This is a genomic window from Planosporangium thailandense, from assembly GCF_011947195.1.
Lineage (GTDB): Bacteria > Actinomycetota > Actinomycetes > Mycobacteriales > Micromonosporaceae > Planosporangium > Planosporangium thailandense.
The window spans coordinates 1-13,825 of sequence record NZ_JAATVY010000038.1 but is presented as its reverse complement, the minus strand read 5'-3'; the positions used below and the strand labels follow the sequence as shown (position 1 = coordinate 13,825).

The window sequence follows — 13,825 nt, the reverse complement described above, 5'->3', positions numbered from 1 at the left end:
GAAGGCCGCCGGGGTCGGAAACCGACCCCGGCGGCCTTCGATGTCGTCGGGGGTTTACAGGCGCTGGCCGGTCGTGGCGTGGAACGCGTGGTGGTGCCCGGCGCGCGGCTTCACGTACACGGTCTCGCCCAGACGCGGCGTCTGGCGCGGGTCGGCCCGGACGACGAAACGCTCGTCCTGGCCCTCCAGGGCGACCGTGCCGTAGACGTACGCGTCGGAGCCGAGCTCCTCGACGAGGTCCACGTGGATCGGCATGCCGCCGTCGTTGGGGCCGACCAGGTCGGTGTCCTCGGGCCGGAAGCCCACCTGAACGAGGCGGTCACCGCCGTTCGCGGCCGTCTCGATCTGCTGCCGTTCCAGCGGAAGCAGCATGTCGGCGAACTTGGCGCCGCCCTCGGTCAGCGGAACCGTCTTGATGTTCATCGCCGGAGAGCCGATGAAGCCGGCGACGAAGACGTTGGCCGGCCGGTCGTAGAGCGCGCGCGGCGTGTCGACCTGCTGAAGCACGCCGTCGAGCATCACGGCCACCCGGTGGCCCATGGTCATGGCCTCGATCTGGTCGTGCGTGACGTAGACCGTCGTGATGCCCAGATCGGCCTGCAGGGTGGCGATCTGCGAACGGGTCTGCACACGGAGCTTGGCGTCCAGGTTGGACAGTGGCTCGTCCATGAGGAAGACCTGCGGTTCGCGTACGATCGCCCGGCCCATCGCCACCCGCTGCCGCTGACCACCCGACAGCGCCTTCGGCTTGCGGCTCAGGTACTCCTCGAGCTGGAGCAGGCTCGCCGCCTTCTTGACCCGCTGGTCGATCTCGGACTTCGGCGTCTTGCGCAACTTCAGGGCGAACGCCATGTTCTCGTACACCGTCATGTGCGGGTAGAGGGCGTAGTTCTGGAACACCATCGCGATGTCGCGCGCCTTGGGCGGGAGGTTGGTGACATCGCGGTCGCCGATGTAGATGGCGCCCTGGTCGACATCCTCCAGACCGGCGAGCATCCGCAGGCTCGTGGACTTGCCGCATCCGGATGGACCGACGAGAACGAGGAATTCCCCGTCGCCGATTTCGAGATCGAGACCGTCCACCGCGGGACGGTTGGTGCCCGGATAGATCCGGGTCGCCTTTTCGTACCTGACCGTAGCCATGACGTACTGCTTCCTTTCACCGGCAGGAACGTGCCGGACGATCCGAGTGAAAGAGCCTGGCGGCGCGGTGCCGACCAGGTGAACACAACGTAGATGTCTTCTGATCTCTTGCCAAGACATGACGGGTGTTCTGAGCGTTATGTCTGGATTTGGTCGGCGGTTCGCGGTGGGTAGCCCGGTCGCGCGGTGCGTCGGAGCGGGGTCGGGCCGTGCGGCCGAGATGGCCGCGTACCATCTCAGGGGTACCTCACGGGTACCTCGCCGACGTGGCGCAATTGGTAGCGCACCCGACTTGTAATCGGAAGGTTGCGGGTTCGAGTCCCGCCGTCGGCTCCACCGTACGCGGCTATGACCAGCAGCAATGCCGGTCAGCCCCGGGCCCGTTTCCGTCTCGGACGGCCCCAGTTGCAAGATCAGTTGCAGTCGGGCCAGACGCCGGCCGCCAGTCGCTCGCGCTTCTGCGCAACCTGGTGCGCGCGCAGCTCGGCCACCAGCTGCGCCGGCAGGGCGATCCGGCGGGCCGTCTTCGTCTTCGTCTTCAGCCTGGGCCGTGACCGCCGGCCCGACTTGCTCTCCGGCTCGTCGCGCATTACGCCGCCGCCTAGGTGGTCACTGATGTCGCCGAGTCGTTGGCGCAGGGTATCGAGCGCCTGGTGCTCATCAGCGGCCACGGTGGCAACTACGTGCTCGCCAACATCGCCCAGGAGGCCGCGCATGGCGGTGTTCCCAGCGGGACAGGACTGGGAAGAAGCTCGTCGGGACGCCGGCATGGAGACCAACGGCCACGAGGACATGCACGCCGGCGAACTGGAGACTTCCATCCTGCTCGCCACGTACCCAGAAGTGATCCGTCCGGGCAACGAGACAGCCGATTACCAACCTGACGACCGCCCACACCTGCTCACCCTCGGCGTGACCGGCTACACCAGGTCCGGAGTCATCGGACGCCCGTCGCTCGGTTTGGCGAGCAAGGGAAGTCAGGCACTCGGACGCCTCGTTCGATCCTTCGCGGTGCTGACCACCCGACGTTAGAGGACCACGGCACACTTGTTTCTAAGTCCGATGCGGTCGACTCTCGCAGGTTACTGCCGTTCGGCGTTTTCAAGACGTTTGCGCATGTTACGCAGCCCAGTGAGGATGCCGGTTAGGGTCACGGGATTCTCATGCGCCAGTTTCTCGGGGAACGCGAGTTTCCGCAGGTCGATCGGGACGCTGCCGTACACAAGGCGTCCGTCAGATAGTAGGTGGACTGTGTGTTCGACTTGGGACCCGTCGCCTTTGTCCACGCTGCGGGCGAGCACGAGCCACCCACCCTTCTTCACATACTTGTATCCCCGAAAGAACGAGTGTTCGCTCACTTCGACCTGCTGAACTTCGCGCTCACCATCGCGGTAGCCGTTACCTGCTAGAAGCTTCATCACGGCCGGGATTTCCGCCTGAATAGCGGCGATTTTGGCGTTCTGTTCTTCGGCGTGGCGTCGCTCATTGGCGCGGCGCTCGGAAAGTTCCTGCTGGCGTGCTTTCTCTGCGTTCGCACGGGCGATGCGATCGGCTTCGTTCACATTTGACCCCGAACTGCGTAGACCAGACCATTCGATACGGAACATTGCCGTGCCAGAGAGGGCGTGCATCGCCGACCCTCGCAGCTACCGTCACCTGGTGTCAATAAGGGCCAGTAAGTACAGCATCTCCACCCTGGGAACGAGTGGCTCGCCTCGACGTGTACCTGCGCGCCCACAAGCCCTAATGGACGTGGAGTTACACGAGGGTGGAGCGCAAGGTCCGTCGTGGCGGTAAACCTCGACAACGAAGCGGAGGCGACCGCGGTCGTCGAACGCGCTGGTGACTAGGGCGATCAGACGTTGAAGTTCACGCGAGACGCTGATCCCCGGGGCTTGGCCTGCCCCGGGGATCGCTTCCGTTAGCGAGTTTAAGCAGGACTGTCGGTTGGCGCCGGTCGCGGCTCGTGCTCATCCGCCGGCGTCGGTCGCTGATTCCGTTCGTCGTCATCCGGCTTGACTGCTTCAGCCAGATCCGGCCACTGGGGTGTGAGAACCTTCAGTACACGGTACGCAGTTCGGTGACGACGCGGGTTCGTGGTGTACATCGCCACCAGCACCAATCCGACGACCGGCAATGCGTACAGTCCCATGAAACCGACGAGCACGAACCACGGAACGCCAAGTTCCTTCGAAGCACCTGCTAGGCCGCCAGCTACGACGCTAAGCCAGCCCATCGCCTTCAGTGGCGGACCAAAGTCGGATGGTTTGTTCGACACGTTGGGGCTTCCTTCCACGTTCCCTTGATCCAGTCGAGGTGCTCGACAGCACCGGCCTCCGAGGCAGCCACCTCGGAGGCCGACCAACCGCTGCAGACCTTGACTGCTGTGGATCTTGATCCGGCCGGGGGTACCTACAGCAGCGGCCTTCGAGGCAGCCACCTCGGAGGCCGTTCAACCGCTGCGGATCTTGCAGCTCCAATCCATCCCGTCCGCAACGAGCGGGCATCGCCCGTCATCGCTTCCCGGTTTTCCAGCCCCTAAACCTCGTTGCACCTACCCATTCGACGACGTACGAAGACGACGCACGAAACAGACCCAGCGACGCCCTGGAACCCGCACGTCGTCCGGGGGTCAGCTTTCGACGACTGTTGACACCTGTCATTACGGCGTCCCTACTCTCGACCTTGGTCCGATCCGCGGAGGTGTGACCGCAGTTCGCGGTGGCGCAGTCACGGTCGAACGGCTGACGCCGGGCGCAGCCACCATTGGGACTCGGGCAGGTTTCAGCGCTAGGGCACCGGGGTACACCGAGGCCGCCGGTTCTACCCTCGTTCCCTTGATCCGGTCGGGGTATCTGGCAACAGCGGCTCCCGAGGCAGCCACCTCGGGAGCCGCTAATCGCAGCCGATCTTGTAATCTTCGATCCTTCAGGAATGGTCGCACCTACATCCAGGCGACCAAACCGGCTGCTAATCATCGTCGATGCCCGGGCACATGATCTTTGACCTGTTCCACACCCTGATACACGGCGCGGACGATGAGCGTAATCGCGTCGTGGCGCAAATGGCCGTCATCGTCGGCGTTGAGCTGGCAGCCCTCGTCCGGCCATACCACGACACGTGGCGCCAGCGCTTCATCCGATGGACAGCAGCGCAGACCGTACAGATCCTGGCAGAGCGGCTCGGCGGCTTTCCGTCACAGGCGCAGGTGGCACAGGCCGCTGCGCTCCGCAACGCACTGGTGCGGCGGCTCCTGTCCTGATGTCGTAGTCCTTGTCCTTGGTACCCGTCAACTGTCCGGTCTCGCGATTGCTGGTCATCGCTTCCTCCCGGGGGCCGCGTCTCTATCGAGCCGGAGGCCGCGTCTATATCGAGCACCGCTACCCGCATCGCGCCGGGTCATGCCGCCGACGCCAGCCAGCTGGCGGCCGTGCCGACCTCTCGGGGTCGGTCGGAGTACGCAGGGTTACGTAGCCGATCCCGGCCTGCTGCGCTCACCGGCGTACGCGAGGATCCGAGCATTGGCGATACCGGCGGCGGGTCGTTCGGAGCATGATCGGGTAGTGGCGCGGGTGGGGTGGTTGGAGCGGAGGAAGCTGGTCGGCGACGGCGTGCTGGCGCTTGTGCTCGCCGGTCTCGGACTGGCCACGTCGGTCGGGCCGTGGACGTGGCAGGGCACGGCGCACCACATCGACGCGCTTGGCGTTGCGCTTATCGTGGGCGCCGCGCTACCGCTGGCGGTGCGCCGGTCCTGGCCGCTGGCCACCCTGCTGATCGCCGCCACCGCCACCTCGGCGTACCTGATCCTCGGATACCCCTACGGCCTGATCCTGCTGTCCCTGGTGGTGGCCGTGTACACGGCTGCGGCCCACCTGACGGCCGGACGTGCGACATTCGGGGGCGTCGTGGCCCTGGTCGCGTTGCTGGCCCACGTCCTGGCACTGGCGTTCGGTCCCGCTGGCACCCGCGCGCTGACCGGATTGCTGCCGGGCTCGGCCTGGGTGGTCCTACCCTTTGCCGTGGGGCGGGTGATCCGGGTCGGCCGGGAGTCCTCGACACGGGCCCGCACCGAGGAGATCCGGCGACACTCCTATGAGGAGCGCTTGCGCGTCGCGCAGGAGGTACACGACGTGGTTGGTCATGGTCTCGCGGCGATCCACATGCAGGCCGAAATTGCGCTGCACGTGTTGCCCAAACGGCCGGAGCAGGCGGAGACGGCGCTGGCCGCGATCAGCCGGACCAGCAAAGTGGCTCTCGACGAGCTGCGCGCGACCCTCGCCGTGGTACGCCGCGAGGACCACACCACCGCGCCACGCTCACCCGAGTCCGGGCTGGCCCGCCTGGAGGACCTGGTCGCGCGGATGTCCGGTACCGGTGTCGCGGTGACGGTCACGATCACGGGGACCCGGCGGGATCTGCCGGCCGCGGTCGATCTGGCGGCCTACCGGATCGTGCAGGAGGCGCTGACGAATGTGCTGCGACATGCGAACACCGCGGCGGCCGTGGTCCTGATCGCCTACGAGCTGCGGGAGCTGATCGTGGAGGTGACCGACAACGGCCGCGGCAGAAGTTCCGGCGGCGCGGACGGTGGGCTCGGGATACCGGGAATGGCAGCGCGGGTCACCGCGCTGGGCGGCGTCTTCGAAGCCGGCCCCCGCCCCGGCAACGGATTCCGGGTCTGGGCCCGGCTGCCGGTACCGGAGGCGCAAGGATGATCCGGGTACTGCTCGCCGACGACCAGGACCTGGTCCGCCTCGGGCTGCGCGTGCTGCTGGACAGCGAGGACGACCTGGAGGTCGTCGGTGACGCGGCGGACGGGCTGCGCGCCGTGGAGCTTGCCCGGCTGCGGCGCCCGCACGTGGTGCTCATGGACGTTCGCATGCCCGGCATCGACGGGATCGAGGCGACCCGCCGGATCGTGGCCGACCCGGACCTCACCGCGACCAGGGTGATCGTGCTGACGACCTTCGAGATCGACGAGTACGTCTTCGACGCGCTGCGGGTCGGTGCCAGCGGCTTCCTCATCAAAGACACCAAACCGGCGGAACTGCTGCGCGCGGTACGGCTCGTCGCCGACGGCGAGGCCCTGTTGTCCCCGTCGGTTACCCGCCGGGTGGTCCGCGAGTTCGCCAGCCGTCCCAGCCGGGCCATGAAGCCGCATCCCCAGCTGGACACGCTCACCGACCGCGAGCGCGAGATCGTGGCGTTGGTCGCCGAAGGGTTGAGCAACGAGGAGATCGCCGCGCGTCTGACGATCAGCCCGGCGACCGCGCGTACCCACGTCAGCCGGGCCATGGTCAAACTCAGCGCACGTGATCGCGCCCAACTCGTGGTCTTCGCTTACCAGTCAGGTCTGGTCCAGTAGGCCGTACCCGCCGCTATCCCGGCGGGTACGCGCGCCGACGTATGGCCATACGTTCCCGCGCGCAGGCCAACGGCCGCGCTGCGTGGGATGGCCGGCCGTCTCCCGATGGGCAGCATGGCTCGTGGATCGATTCGAGCCCGGTTGCTTCGAAGGGAATGGTCAACGTGGTGGTTCGTACCGGCCGGCGGTGGGGATGGTGGGGCGTCCTGTTCGTGGTCGCCTTTGTCGCGAGCATTCCCGTCGGTAGCGCCCTCGTGGCGGGTAACACTCTGTACCTGCCCGGCGCGTCGGCGGCCGAGTTACGCGACTTCTACACGGTCAGCGGCACCGCGGTGTTCGTCCAGTCCGCGTTGCAGGCACTGGCGGCTTTCGCCCTGTACGAGTTCGGCTGCGGGGCCCGAGCCACAGTCGGTCGGGGCAGGTCCGTTCCGGTAATGACCGCGGGGATGGTGGCGGCGGCCGGCTTTCTGCTCGTGTCGGACATCTGCTCGATCCTGCTGGCGGTGACCGCGCAGACGACCAGTGACGGACTTGTCTCCGGACTGGGCAAGGCCACGCTGCTGTCCGGCGGCACGCTGCACCTGCTGGGGCTCGCCGTCCTCGTCACGGCGGCGTCGGGCGTGGCCCTGCGCTCCGATACGCGTACCCGGTGGGTCTTCCACTACGGCCGGGTCGTCGGTCCGCTGCTCGCGCTGTCCGTGGTCTCGACCGTCTGGCCGCCGTTTGTCAAAGCGGAAGTCTTGTGGCGGCTGCTCGCCATCGTCTGGATCGTGGGTGTGGCCGTTGCGGCCCTGCGCGGCCGGATCGGCAGCAGCCAGGCAGACCGACCGGTTCGGACAGCGGGAGTCGAGGCATGACCGAACCGGTTCGCACTCGGGGTCTGGTGAAGCGCAATGTCGACCAGACCCCGATCAAGTTCTTGAAGCTTCTATCAGCGTGGCCGCGGACGTGAGGCTGCAGGATGCAAGATCACGTTGCGTCAAATCGTTGGTCAGGACCCGGACGGCGTTGGGGGATTGTCGCTGGGGCGGGTCGCCTGAAAAGGCGCGACTATGAGTTCGCCGTGCGCGCACACCGTACCGACCTGGGCGTTAATAGTCAGTTGGCTGGTTTCATCCGGTGGGATGACTTTGATCTGGTTCACCGGCCCGCCGCAGAGCGGGTTGGTGTCTGCCTCGTCGGGCGACGGCGTGAATACCGAGACGACCAGTGCCCAGGCCGTGGCACCTGGTGCGAGGGTCACCGACCGCGAAGGCTGACTCTTGGACCGCACCACGGTCGTGGTCCGTGGCTGTCCGTCGGCGCCGATCAACTGGATGCCCGGGTAGCCGTAGATGACGCAGGTGCGGCCGCTGATGTTTGTCAGACCGAGTTCGGCATCGGATTCGGATCCGGCGTGCCCGGGCCATTCGAACTGGTGGAAGTCGCCGCGCAGGTCGCCAGTGTGGCAGCGGTCCGGAGTCGCACTCGTGGCGGTCCCCGCGTCGGCTTGGCCGCTGCCGGTCGAGGAGGGCCCAGAAGTGGGTGTCGCGCTGGGGGCAGCCGTGGCCGTGGTGTCTGGCGTAGCGGTTGGGCCGGCGGTGACGCTGGGGAGAATGGCGGGCAGGTTGTTGGCGGTGCGGTGCATCCCGAGGACGGAGCCCGTGGCTATGGTGGCGCCCACCGCGACGGCGGCCAGCGCGCCTACGGCGGCGCGCTGACGGTTACGGCGCTGATCCCCGCGCCGGCGGATCACCGACGATGCCCGCATCGGGCTGACCTCCTCGGCTGCTTTCGCGATCCCGGTGAGCATGGTTGCGAACTGGTCAGGCATTGCTGCGCGCCCCCAACCCTGAGGTACTGGTCGAGTCATCGGCGAACTCCGAGACCTTGGTGGCCAGGGCCTTGCGGGCGCGGGCCAGCCGGGTCTTGACGGTGTTGACCGGGCAGTTGGTTTCTCGGCTGATCTCGTCGAGGGACATGCCGACGTAGTAGTGCAGGACGATCACGCGGCGTTGTTCGGCGGCGATGTCCCTGAGCGCATCCACCAGGGCGACGTGATCCGGGGTGAGTCCGGGGACGTCGTCAGTCTGGCCGTGGCGGCGGTGGGCCAGTAGCCGGTTGGTCGCCTTACGCCACGTGCTGACGCTGATCCGGTACGCGGTGGTGCGTACCCACGCCTCCGGGGCGGCGTGAGTGCTGACCTTGTCCCATTGCTGCCAGGCCCGCGCGTACGCCTCGGCGACCGCGTCCTCGGCCTCGGCCCGGCCGCCCGTCATCATGAACACCTGGCCGAGTACGCGTCTCGAGGTCGATGCGTAGAACGCATCGAAGTCTGCGGTCTCCCGCATCGCTTCTCCCTCGAACACCGACGGCCCCATGCCGCCACCGTTCATACGCCTGAGAACGGCAGCGGGTTCCCCCGCGGATAGATCCGGCCCCGGCAGGCGTCTGTAAAGGTGGACAGGTTACGGGGGTGATGTGGACGACGAGGCCAGGGCGCGGTTCGGCGAATTCGTGGCAGCACGCACGCAAGCGCTGATCCGGGTTGCCTACATGCTGACAGGCGACCAGCACGCAGCGGAGGACCTCCTGCAGAGCGCGTTGACCAAGACCGCGGCGCGCTGGCGCACGTTGCGGCACGAGGACCCCGAAGGCTATGTGCGCACGGTCATGTACCGCGAACAGGTGAGCTGGTGGCGCCGGCTCGGCCGGTACCGGGAGGTGGCGGTCGACCCGCCCCCGGATCGGGTGGCCGCCGACACCAGCGGAAACACCGATCTCCGGCTCTCGGTACGGAGTGCCCTGCTGGGGCTGCCACCCGCGCAGCGGGCGGTCCTGGTGCTGCGGTATTTCGAGGATCTCACCGAGTCCCAAGCGGCCGAGGTGCTCGGCTGCTCGGTGGGCACTGTCCGCAGCCGTACCTACCGGGCGCTCACCCGGTTGCGGGGACTACTCCCGGCCGACACCGACGCGCAACTGACGGAGGTGCTCCGTTGACCGACCTCCCCGACCTGATCCGTACCGCACTCACCGACATCGCAAAGGAGGCGCAACCGGTGGATCTCACCAACCAGGCATTGCGTGGGGCACGACGACGCTCAGTGAAGATGACGGTAACCGCGGCGGCGGCCGTGCTGGCGATGGGCATCGCCACGCCGTTCGCTCTCGCCAGCAGTCGCAACCCCGTACCGCCGGCGAACTCGAATCCGGCCGGGACGTCGAGCGTTCCCGCCACGCCGAGCCCGGCCGCCACGCCGGGCGTTCCGGCCACGCCGAGCCCGGCCGTGTCGCCCCCCGCGCCCGGGGGCGATCCCGTCACGCCGAGCCCGGCTGTGTCACCCCCCGCGCGCGCGGGCGTTCCCGCCACGCCGTGCCCGACCCAGACGAACCCCGCATACCACGGGATTGCTGTCACGCCGTGCCCGGTCGCATCGCCCCCCGCGCCCGGGGGCATTCCCGCCACCCCGAGCCCGGCCCAGTCGCATTAGGACGGTGTCGAAGTCGGTTTAAGTGGAGCAGTGGCGCCAGACGGGCCTGGTCGCCAGCGGACGGCCGCGCCGAGGCTTGTAGCCGGACGGTTGATGGGTTCGAGTCTCGGCCGGCTGGACGCGCCAGGGGATGGTGGTGTGTGCCGCCACCGGCGCGCGCGCATAGGCAGAGATCTACTGGGGAAGGTCCGTCGGGCCGGAGGCGGAGGGCCGGCTGGATGGCTGGGGGGAATACGATGCTCCGCCGTGGTCGAACCTAGCTTTCTGAGCGCCACCCGGGACGCGTACGACGCGGACGCCGCCCGCTATGCCGAGTTCGTCAGTGGGCAGCTGGAGGAGCACCCGCTGGACCGGGCGATGCTCGTCGCGTTCGCCGAACTCGTCCGGGCCACCGGCGCCGGGCCGGTCGCCGATCTCGGCTGCGGACCGGGTTATGTGACCGCGTACCTGTGTTCACTGGGGCTGACCGCGTTCGGCGTCGACCTCTCTCCGGAGATGATCGCGTTGGCTCGTCAGGCTTATCCGGCCCTGCGGTTCGACGTGGGATCGATGACCGCGCTCGAGCTGGAAGATGGCGCGCTCGGCGGCGTCCTCGCCCGATACTCGATCATCCACACCCCGCCGGAGTAGCTTCCGGGGACGTTCGCCGAGCTCCACCGGGTCCTCGCGGCGGGCGGGCACCTGCTGCTCTCCTTCCAGGCCGGCGACGAGCTTCCACAGTTGGCCGAAGCGTTCGACCACACGGTGGCGCCCGCCTACCGGTGGTCACCCGACCGGGTCGCTGACCTGCTGCGCGGGACCGGGCTCGTCGAGGTGGCCCGCCTGGTGATCGCCGCGAGCGAAGACAGCAGGCGAGGTTTCCAGCAGGCCCACCTGCTGGTCCGCAAACCCGTCGGCGGTGCCACAGATCCACAAGGTGCTACAGACCAACAAGCTGTCGTCACAGATCAACGAGTTTGCGATCGCATCGGCCAGCCGTAGGACCGCGGCGAGCGGAAGTGGTAGCCGCTCGGTGGGACCAGCGCGATGCTCCTACGCTTCTCTGCTTGGGTCCAGGGCGGACCGCCGCGCCTCACCGTTCGGGGCACGGCGGTGCTCCTGCTTCTCCTCGTACAAGCGCCTGTCGGCAGCTTGTACGAGGGTATGGAGCGCGACGCCGTCCCGGGGAGCGCACGCCCAGCCGATGCTGACGTCCGTCCGCTTCCGGAGCGCTTCGCCGATCCGGTGCGCGATCGTTTCGGTAATGATCTCGTCGGTGCCGTCGAGGAGGACGACGAATTCGTCACCGCCGGTACGCGCGATCACGTCCCCCGGACGCAGCACGCGCCTGGTGGTTGTGACGGTCCATTGCAGCAGCTCGTCTCCGGCGGCATGCCCCGAACAGTCGTTGACGACCTTGAAGTTGTCGAGATCGAGGCAGACCACGGACGGGCCGATGCTGTGGTCCGTGGCGAACAGTTGCTTGGCGTACTCGGTCAATCCTCGCCTGTTCAAGGCGCCGGTGAGCGGGTCCAGTTCGGCGAGTGCGCGTAGCTGGGAGCGTTGTCGGGCCACCATTCGCGACTGGGTACCGGATACGACGGTGACGACCACCATGCTCGCCACGTGGATGTAGATGTAGCCCGGGCGCGCGGGTTGTCCGGCGGCGGCCACGACGAGGTACGTGGCGATGATGCTCGTTTCGAGCCCGATCATGAGCCCTATTCGGGCCGTGGTGCTGGCGACGAACAGTACGGGCACCATGAACCCCAGGGCGACCGGGGAGGCGGCTCCGCCGTCCCAGTACGCGCCAAGGGCCACCATGACGAGGGAGGTGACGAGCATTCCGAACGACATGCGGGTCCCCAACGACTTCGCGGGTTCGCGCTTCGCCGCCCACAGGCCGACAACTCCGACCGCCATGCCCGCGCAGTACCCGGCGAGCATCACGGGTCGATTCGCTTGGGACCAGGTCAGCAGGCAGTAGCTGGCCGCGACGCCGTGGCTGCCGATGTTCAGCAGAGCGCCGACGACCAGTTTTCGTCGTCGCGCCTTTGCTCGCTCCTCCAGCGCAGCCACATCACACCGTATCGGCGGATTCCGGCTCGGAAGAAGGGGTTCCTGTCGTCCTACCGACAACGTTTCCGTCCTGCGAACGGGTAGCCCTGAACGCCACGCAACCCGGTGAGCATTGTGGGCGCGGCGACGCGACGATGCGGCGGCAGGTCATGCCGCGGTGGTCGCCTGAACCGGCGACCCGCCACCCCGAACGGCCACCGTCACCTTGTGTACGGCCAGTATTGGTTGTGCTGAACGCTTTGATCATTCCTCAACTCGATGGATGACCAGGCCAGCGGCGGGAAGCGGGCCGTCGACGGGCTAAGAGGACGGTTGACCTGTGGAAATGCGCCAGAGGGTCCGTACCTGACGCCGTCCGGCGCGGACATTGTCGGCGGCCGAAATTGTCAGAAACGGGCAAACGGGCAGGTCGCGGCGGGTCATTGGTGACGCTAACTTGCACTCGGTAAATCGGGGGCCAGCTCAATGGTGCCCTTTCTCGTCATTGCGGAGCACCGAGGGTGGTCGCGTGCAATCTTTGTTAGGCATGTCCCGACGCGGGTTCAACGCGTTGGTCAGGTTCGTTGTCGTCTGCGTCGTCACGGCGACCGCCGCGATCACCGCGACGGTGGTGTCGTCGGCTCCCGCGTGGGCGTCCCACTTCCGGGCCGCCCAGCTGTCGTGGAGCCGGTCGGACGCCACCTCGCGGATCGTCACCATCGAGATGACCCAGACCTTCCGGCGCAGCTACTACACGCCGCTGCCGAACGTCGGGAGCGTCCTCCAAACCGGCATGACCCTGGCCTTTGGCGACGGTGCGTCGGCAAATCCGTACATGCTGGTGACGACGGTGGACGTGGCGAACGACGTGTTCACCGCCGAGGCGATCAACAACTCGTCGCCGACCTCGGGTCACCTTCTGCACACGTACCCGAGTGCGACGGGCAGCTACACCGCCATGCTGAGCGGCTGCTGCCGGCTGAGCGCGACCAGTGGCCACATCAACAACCCGGACGGGAACACACAGATCAAGAGCCTGGTGAACCTGGGTTCGGGCGCCTTGTCGAGCGTGTCGAGCAGTCTGCCGCCGATCGTGGACTGCCCGCGCAACTCCCCGTGCAACTTCACCGTCCCGACCAGCCTGCCGGCGGACGAGACCGCGTCGTACCGGCTGTCCAACTCGACGGACGCGGGTGCCTTCACGCAGCCGTCCGGGGCGGCCGTCAGCGCGAGCGGGCTGTTCACCTGGAACACAACCGGCCAGAGACTGGCCTCGGCGCCGCTGGACACGTACTACTCCGCGCAGGTGACGATCACCGCATCGGTGAACGGGCGTGCGGCGTCGTCGGTCGCCGTCGACTTCTTCCTGCGCATCACCAACCAGGCCAACAACCCGCCCGCCTGGGTGGCCCCGACCGTGGCGGACGGCACGATCATCGACGCCACGCCCGGTAAGCCCATCACCGTCAGTGTGGCGGCGTCGGACCCCGACAGTGGCAACACGGTGACGCTGGGCGTGCTCAACAAGCCGGCGGACGCGACGTTCGCCACGTCCGGCACCAATCCGGCGAGCGGGACGTTCACCTGGACACCGGCCACGGCCGCGTCCACGACGCTCAACTTCACCGCCGCGGACCAGTACGGCCTGCAGGCCATCCAGCGGTCGATCACGATCAACGCGAACAAGAAGGCCCCCACGCTGGTGTGGCCGGCGCCGGCGAGCGTCGTGTACGGCACCGCGCTGGACGACACGCAGCTGAACGCGGGCCTGTCGACGGCCGACGGCACGCTCACCCCGCCACACGCGGGG

16 protein-coding genes and 1 tRNA gene are annotated in these 13,825 nt (G+C 67.5%); 10 read left to right on the top strand and 7 right to left on the bottom strand.

Annotated features, from left to right (window positions below; translation table 11 throughout):
* Positions 1 to 54: 54 nt before the first annotated feature.
* Positions 55 to 1,143, bottom strand: coding sequence for an ABC transporter ATP-binding protein (locus tag HC031_RS29650; protein WP_167928753.1), 1,089 nt, complete (start codon positions 1,141 to 1,143; stop codon positions 55 to 57).
* A gap of 260 nt (positions 1,144 to 1,403) precedes the next feature.
* On the opposite strand from HC031_RS29650, the gene HC031_RS29645 reads away from it, so the two are divergent.
* Positions 1,404 to 1,479: transfer RNA gene (locus HC031_RS29645), tRNA-Thr, on the top strand.
* A gap of 77 nt (positions 1,480 to 1,556) precedes the next feature.
* On the opposite strand, the gene HC031_RS29640 is transcribed toward HC031_RS29645, so the two are convergent.
* Positions 1,557 to 1,814 (bottom strand): hypothetical protein, encoded by a 258-nt coding sequence (locus HC031_RS29640; protein ID WP_167928741.1) that lies wholly within the window; start codon positions 1,812 to 1,814, stop codon positions 1,557 to 1,559.
* A gap of 43 nt (positions 1,815 to 1,857) precedes the next feature.
* Between HC031_RS29640 and HC031_RS29635 the strand changes: the two genes are divergently transcribed.
* A complete protein-coding gene (locus tag HC031_RS29635; RefSeq protein WP_240943198.1) occupies positions 1,858 to 2,175 on the top strand; it encodes a creatininase family protein in 318 nt (105 codons plus the stop codon).
* 50 nt (positions 2,176 to 2,225) lie between these two features.
* On the opposite strand, the gene HC031_RS29630 is transcribed toward HC031_RS29635, so the two are convergent.
* Positions 2,226 to 2,705: a hypothetical protein gene (locus HC031_RS29630; protein WP_167928752.1), complete on the bottom strand. Its 480-nt coding sequence runs from the start codon at positions 2,703 to 2,705 to the stop codon at positions 2,226 to 2,228.
* 368 nt (positions 2,706 to 3,073) lie between these two features.
* A complete protein-coding gene (locus HC031_RS29625) occupies positions 3,074 to 3,421 on the bottom strand; it encodes a hypothetical protein (protein WP_167928751.1) in 348 nt (115 codons plus the stop codon).
* 717 nt (positions 3,422 to 4,138) lie between these two features.
* Between HC031_RS29625 and HC031_RS29620 the strand changes: the two genes are divergently transcribed.
* The 4 genes from HC031_RS29620 to HC031_RS29605 all read left to right on the top strand — a co-directional run bounded on the left by HC031_RS29620 (position 4,139) and on the right by HC031_RS29605 (position 7,365).
* Positions 4,139 to 4,405 carry a hypothetical protein gene (locus HC031_RS29620; RefSeq protein WP_167928750.1) on the top strand — a complete coding sequence of 89 codons (267 nt, stop codon included), beginning with the start codon at positions 4,139 to 4,141 and terminating at the stop codon, positions 4,403 to 4,405.
* Positions 4,406 to 4,724: 319 nt separating this feature from the next.
* Positions 4,725 to 5,858: a sensor histidine kinase gene (locus HC031_RS29615; RefSeq protein WP_240943197.1), complete on the top strand. Its 1,134-nt coding sequence runs from the start codon at positions 4,725 to 4,727 to the stop codon at positions 5,856 to 5,858.
* Positions 5,855 to 6,508: a response regulator gene (locus HC031_RS29610; RefSeq protein WP_167928748.1), complete on the top strand. Its 654-nt coding sequence runs from the start codon at positions 5,855 to 5,857 to the stop codon at positions 6,506 to 6,508. Before HC031_RS29615 ends, HC031_RS29610 begins: the two co-directional genes overlap by 4 nt.
* 164 nt (positions 6,509 to 6,672) lie before the next feature.
* Positions 6,673 to 7,365, top strand: coding sequence for a hypothetical protein (locus HC031_RS29605; protein WP_167928747.1), 693 nt, complete (start codon positions 6,673 to 6,675; stop codon positions 7,363 to 7,365).
* Positions 7,366 to 7,499: 134 nt separating this feature from the next.
* Here the strand turns inward: HC031_RS29605 and HC031_RS29600 are convergent, their stop codons facing one another.
* Positions 7,500 to 8,321, bottom strand: a complete 822-nt coding sequence (locus tag HC031_RS29600; RefSeq protein ID WP_167928746.1) for a DUF4232 domain-containing protein — start codon at positions 8,319 to 8,321, stop codon at positions 7,500 to 7,502.
* Complete coding sequence (locus tag HC031_RS29595; protein WP_167928745.1) at positions 8,314 to 8,838, bottom strand: sigma-70 family RNA polymerase sigma factor; 525 nt, start codon at positions 8,836 to 8,838, stop codon at positions 8,314 to 8,316. The genes HC031_RS29600 and HC031_RS29595 overlap by 8 nt, the downstream gene beginning before the upstream one ends.
* Positions 8,839 to 8,968: 130 nt before the next feature.
* Here HC031_RS29595 and HC031_RS29590 point away from each other — a divergent pair, with 130 nt between their 5' ends.
* The 3 genes from HC031_RS29590 to HC031_RS33635 all read left to right on the top strand — a co-directional run bounded on the left by HC031_RS29590 (position 8,969) and on the right by HC031_RS33635 (position 10,959).
* On the top strand, positions 8,969 to 9,487 hold the full coding sequence (locus HC031_RS29590; protein WP_167928744.1) for a SigE family RNA polymerase sigma factor: 519 nt from the start codon (positions 8,969 to 8,971) through the stop codon (positions 9,485 to 9,487).
* A gap of 737 nt (positions 9,488 to 10,224) precedes the next feature.
* On the top strand, positions 10,225 to 10,608 hold the full coding sequence (locus HC031_RS33640) for a class I SAM-dependent methyltransferase (protein ID WP_338090894.1): 384 nt from the start codon (positions 10,225 to 10,227) through the stop codon (positions 10,606 to 10,608).
* A 90-nt stretch (positions 10,609 to 10,698) separates the two neighbouring features.
* Complete coding sequence (locus HC031_RS33635) at positions 10,699 to 10,959, top strand: hypothetical protein (RefSeq protein ID WP_240943196.1); 261 nt, start codon at positions 10,699 to 10,701, stop codon at positions 10,957 to 10,959.
* A gap of 51 nt (positions 10,960 to 11,010) precedes the next feature.
* On the opposite strand, the gene HC031_RS29580 is transcribed toward HC031_RS33635, so the two are convergent.
* Positions 11,011 to 12,036, bottom strand: a complete 1,026-nt coding sequence (locus HC031_RS29580; protein ID WP_167928743.1) for a diguanylate cyclase domain-containing protein — start codon at positions 12,034 to 12,036, stop codon at positions 11,011 to 11,013.
* Between the two features lie 508 nt (positions 12,037 to 12,544).
* Between HC031_RS29580 and HC031_RS29575 the strand changes: the two genes are divergently transcribed.
* Positions 12,545 to 13,825, top strand: a 1,281-nt coding sequence (locus HC031_RS29575) for an Ig-like domain-containing protein (RefSeq protein WP_167928742.1), incomplete at its 3' end; no start/stop codon positions are given.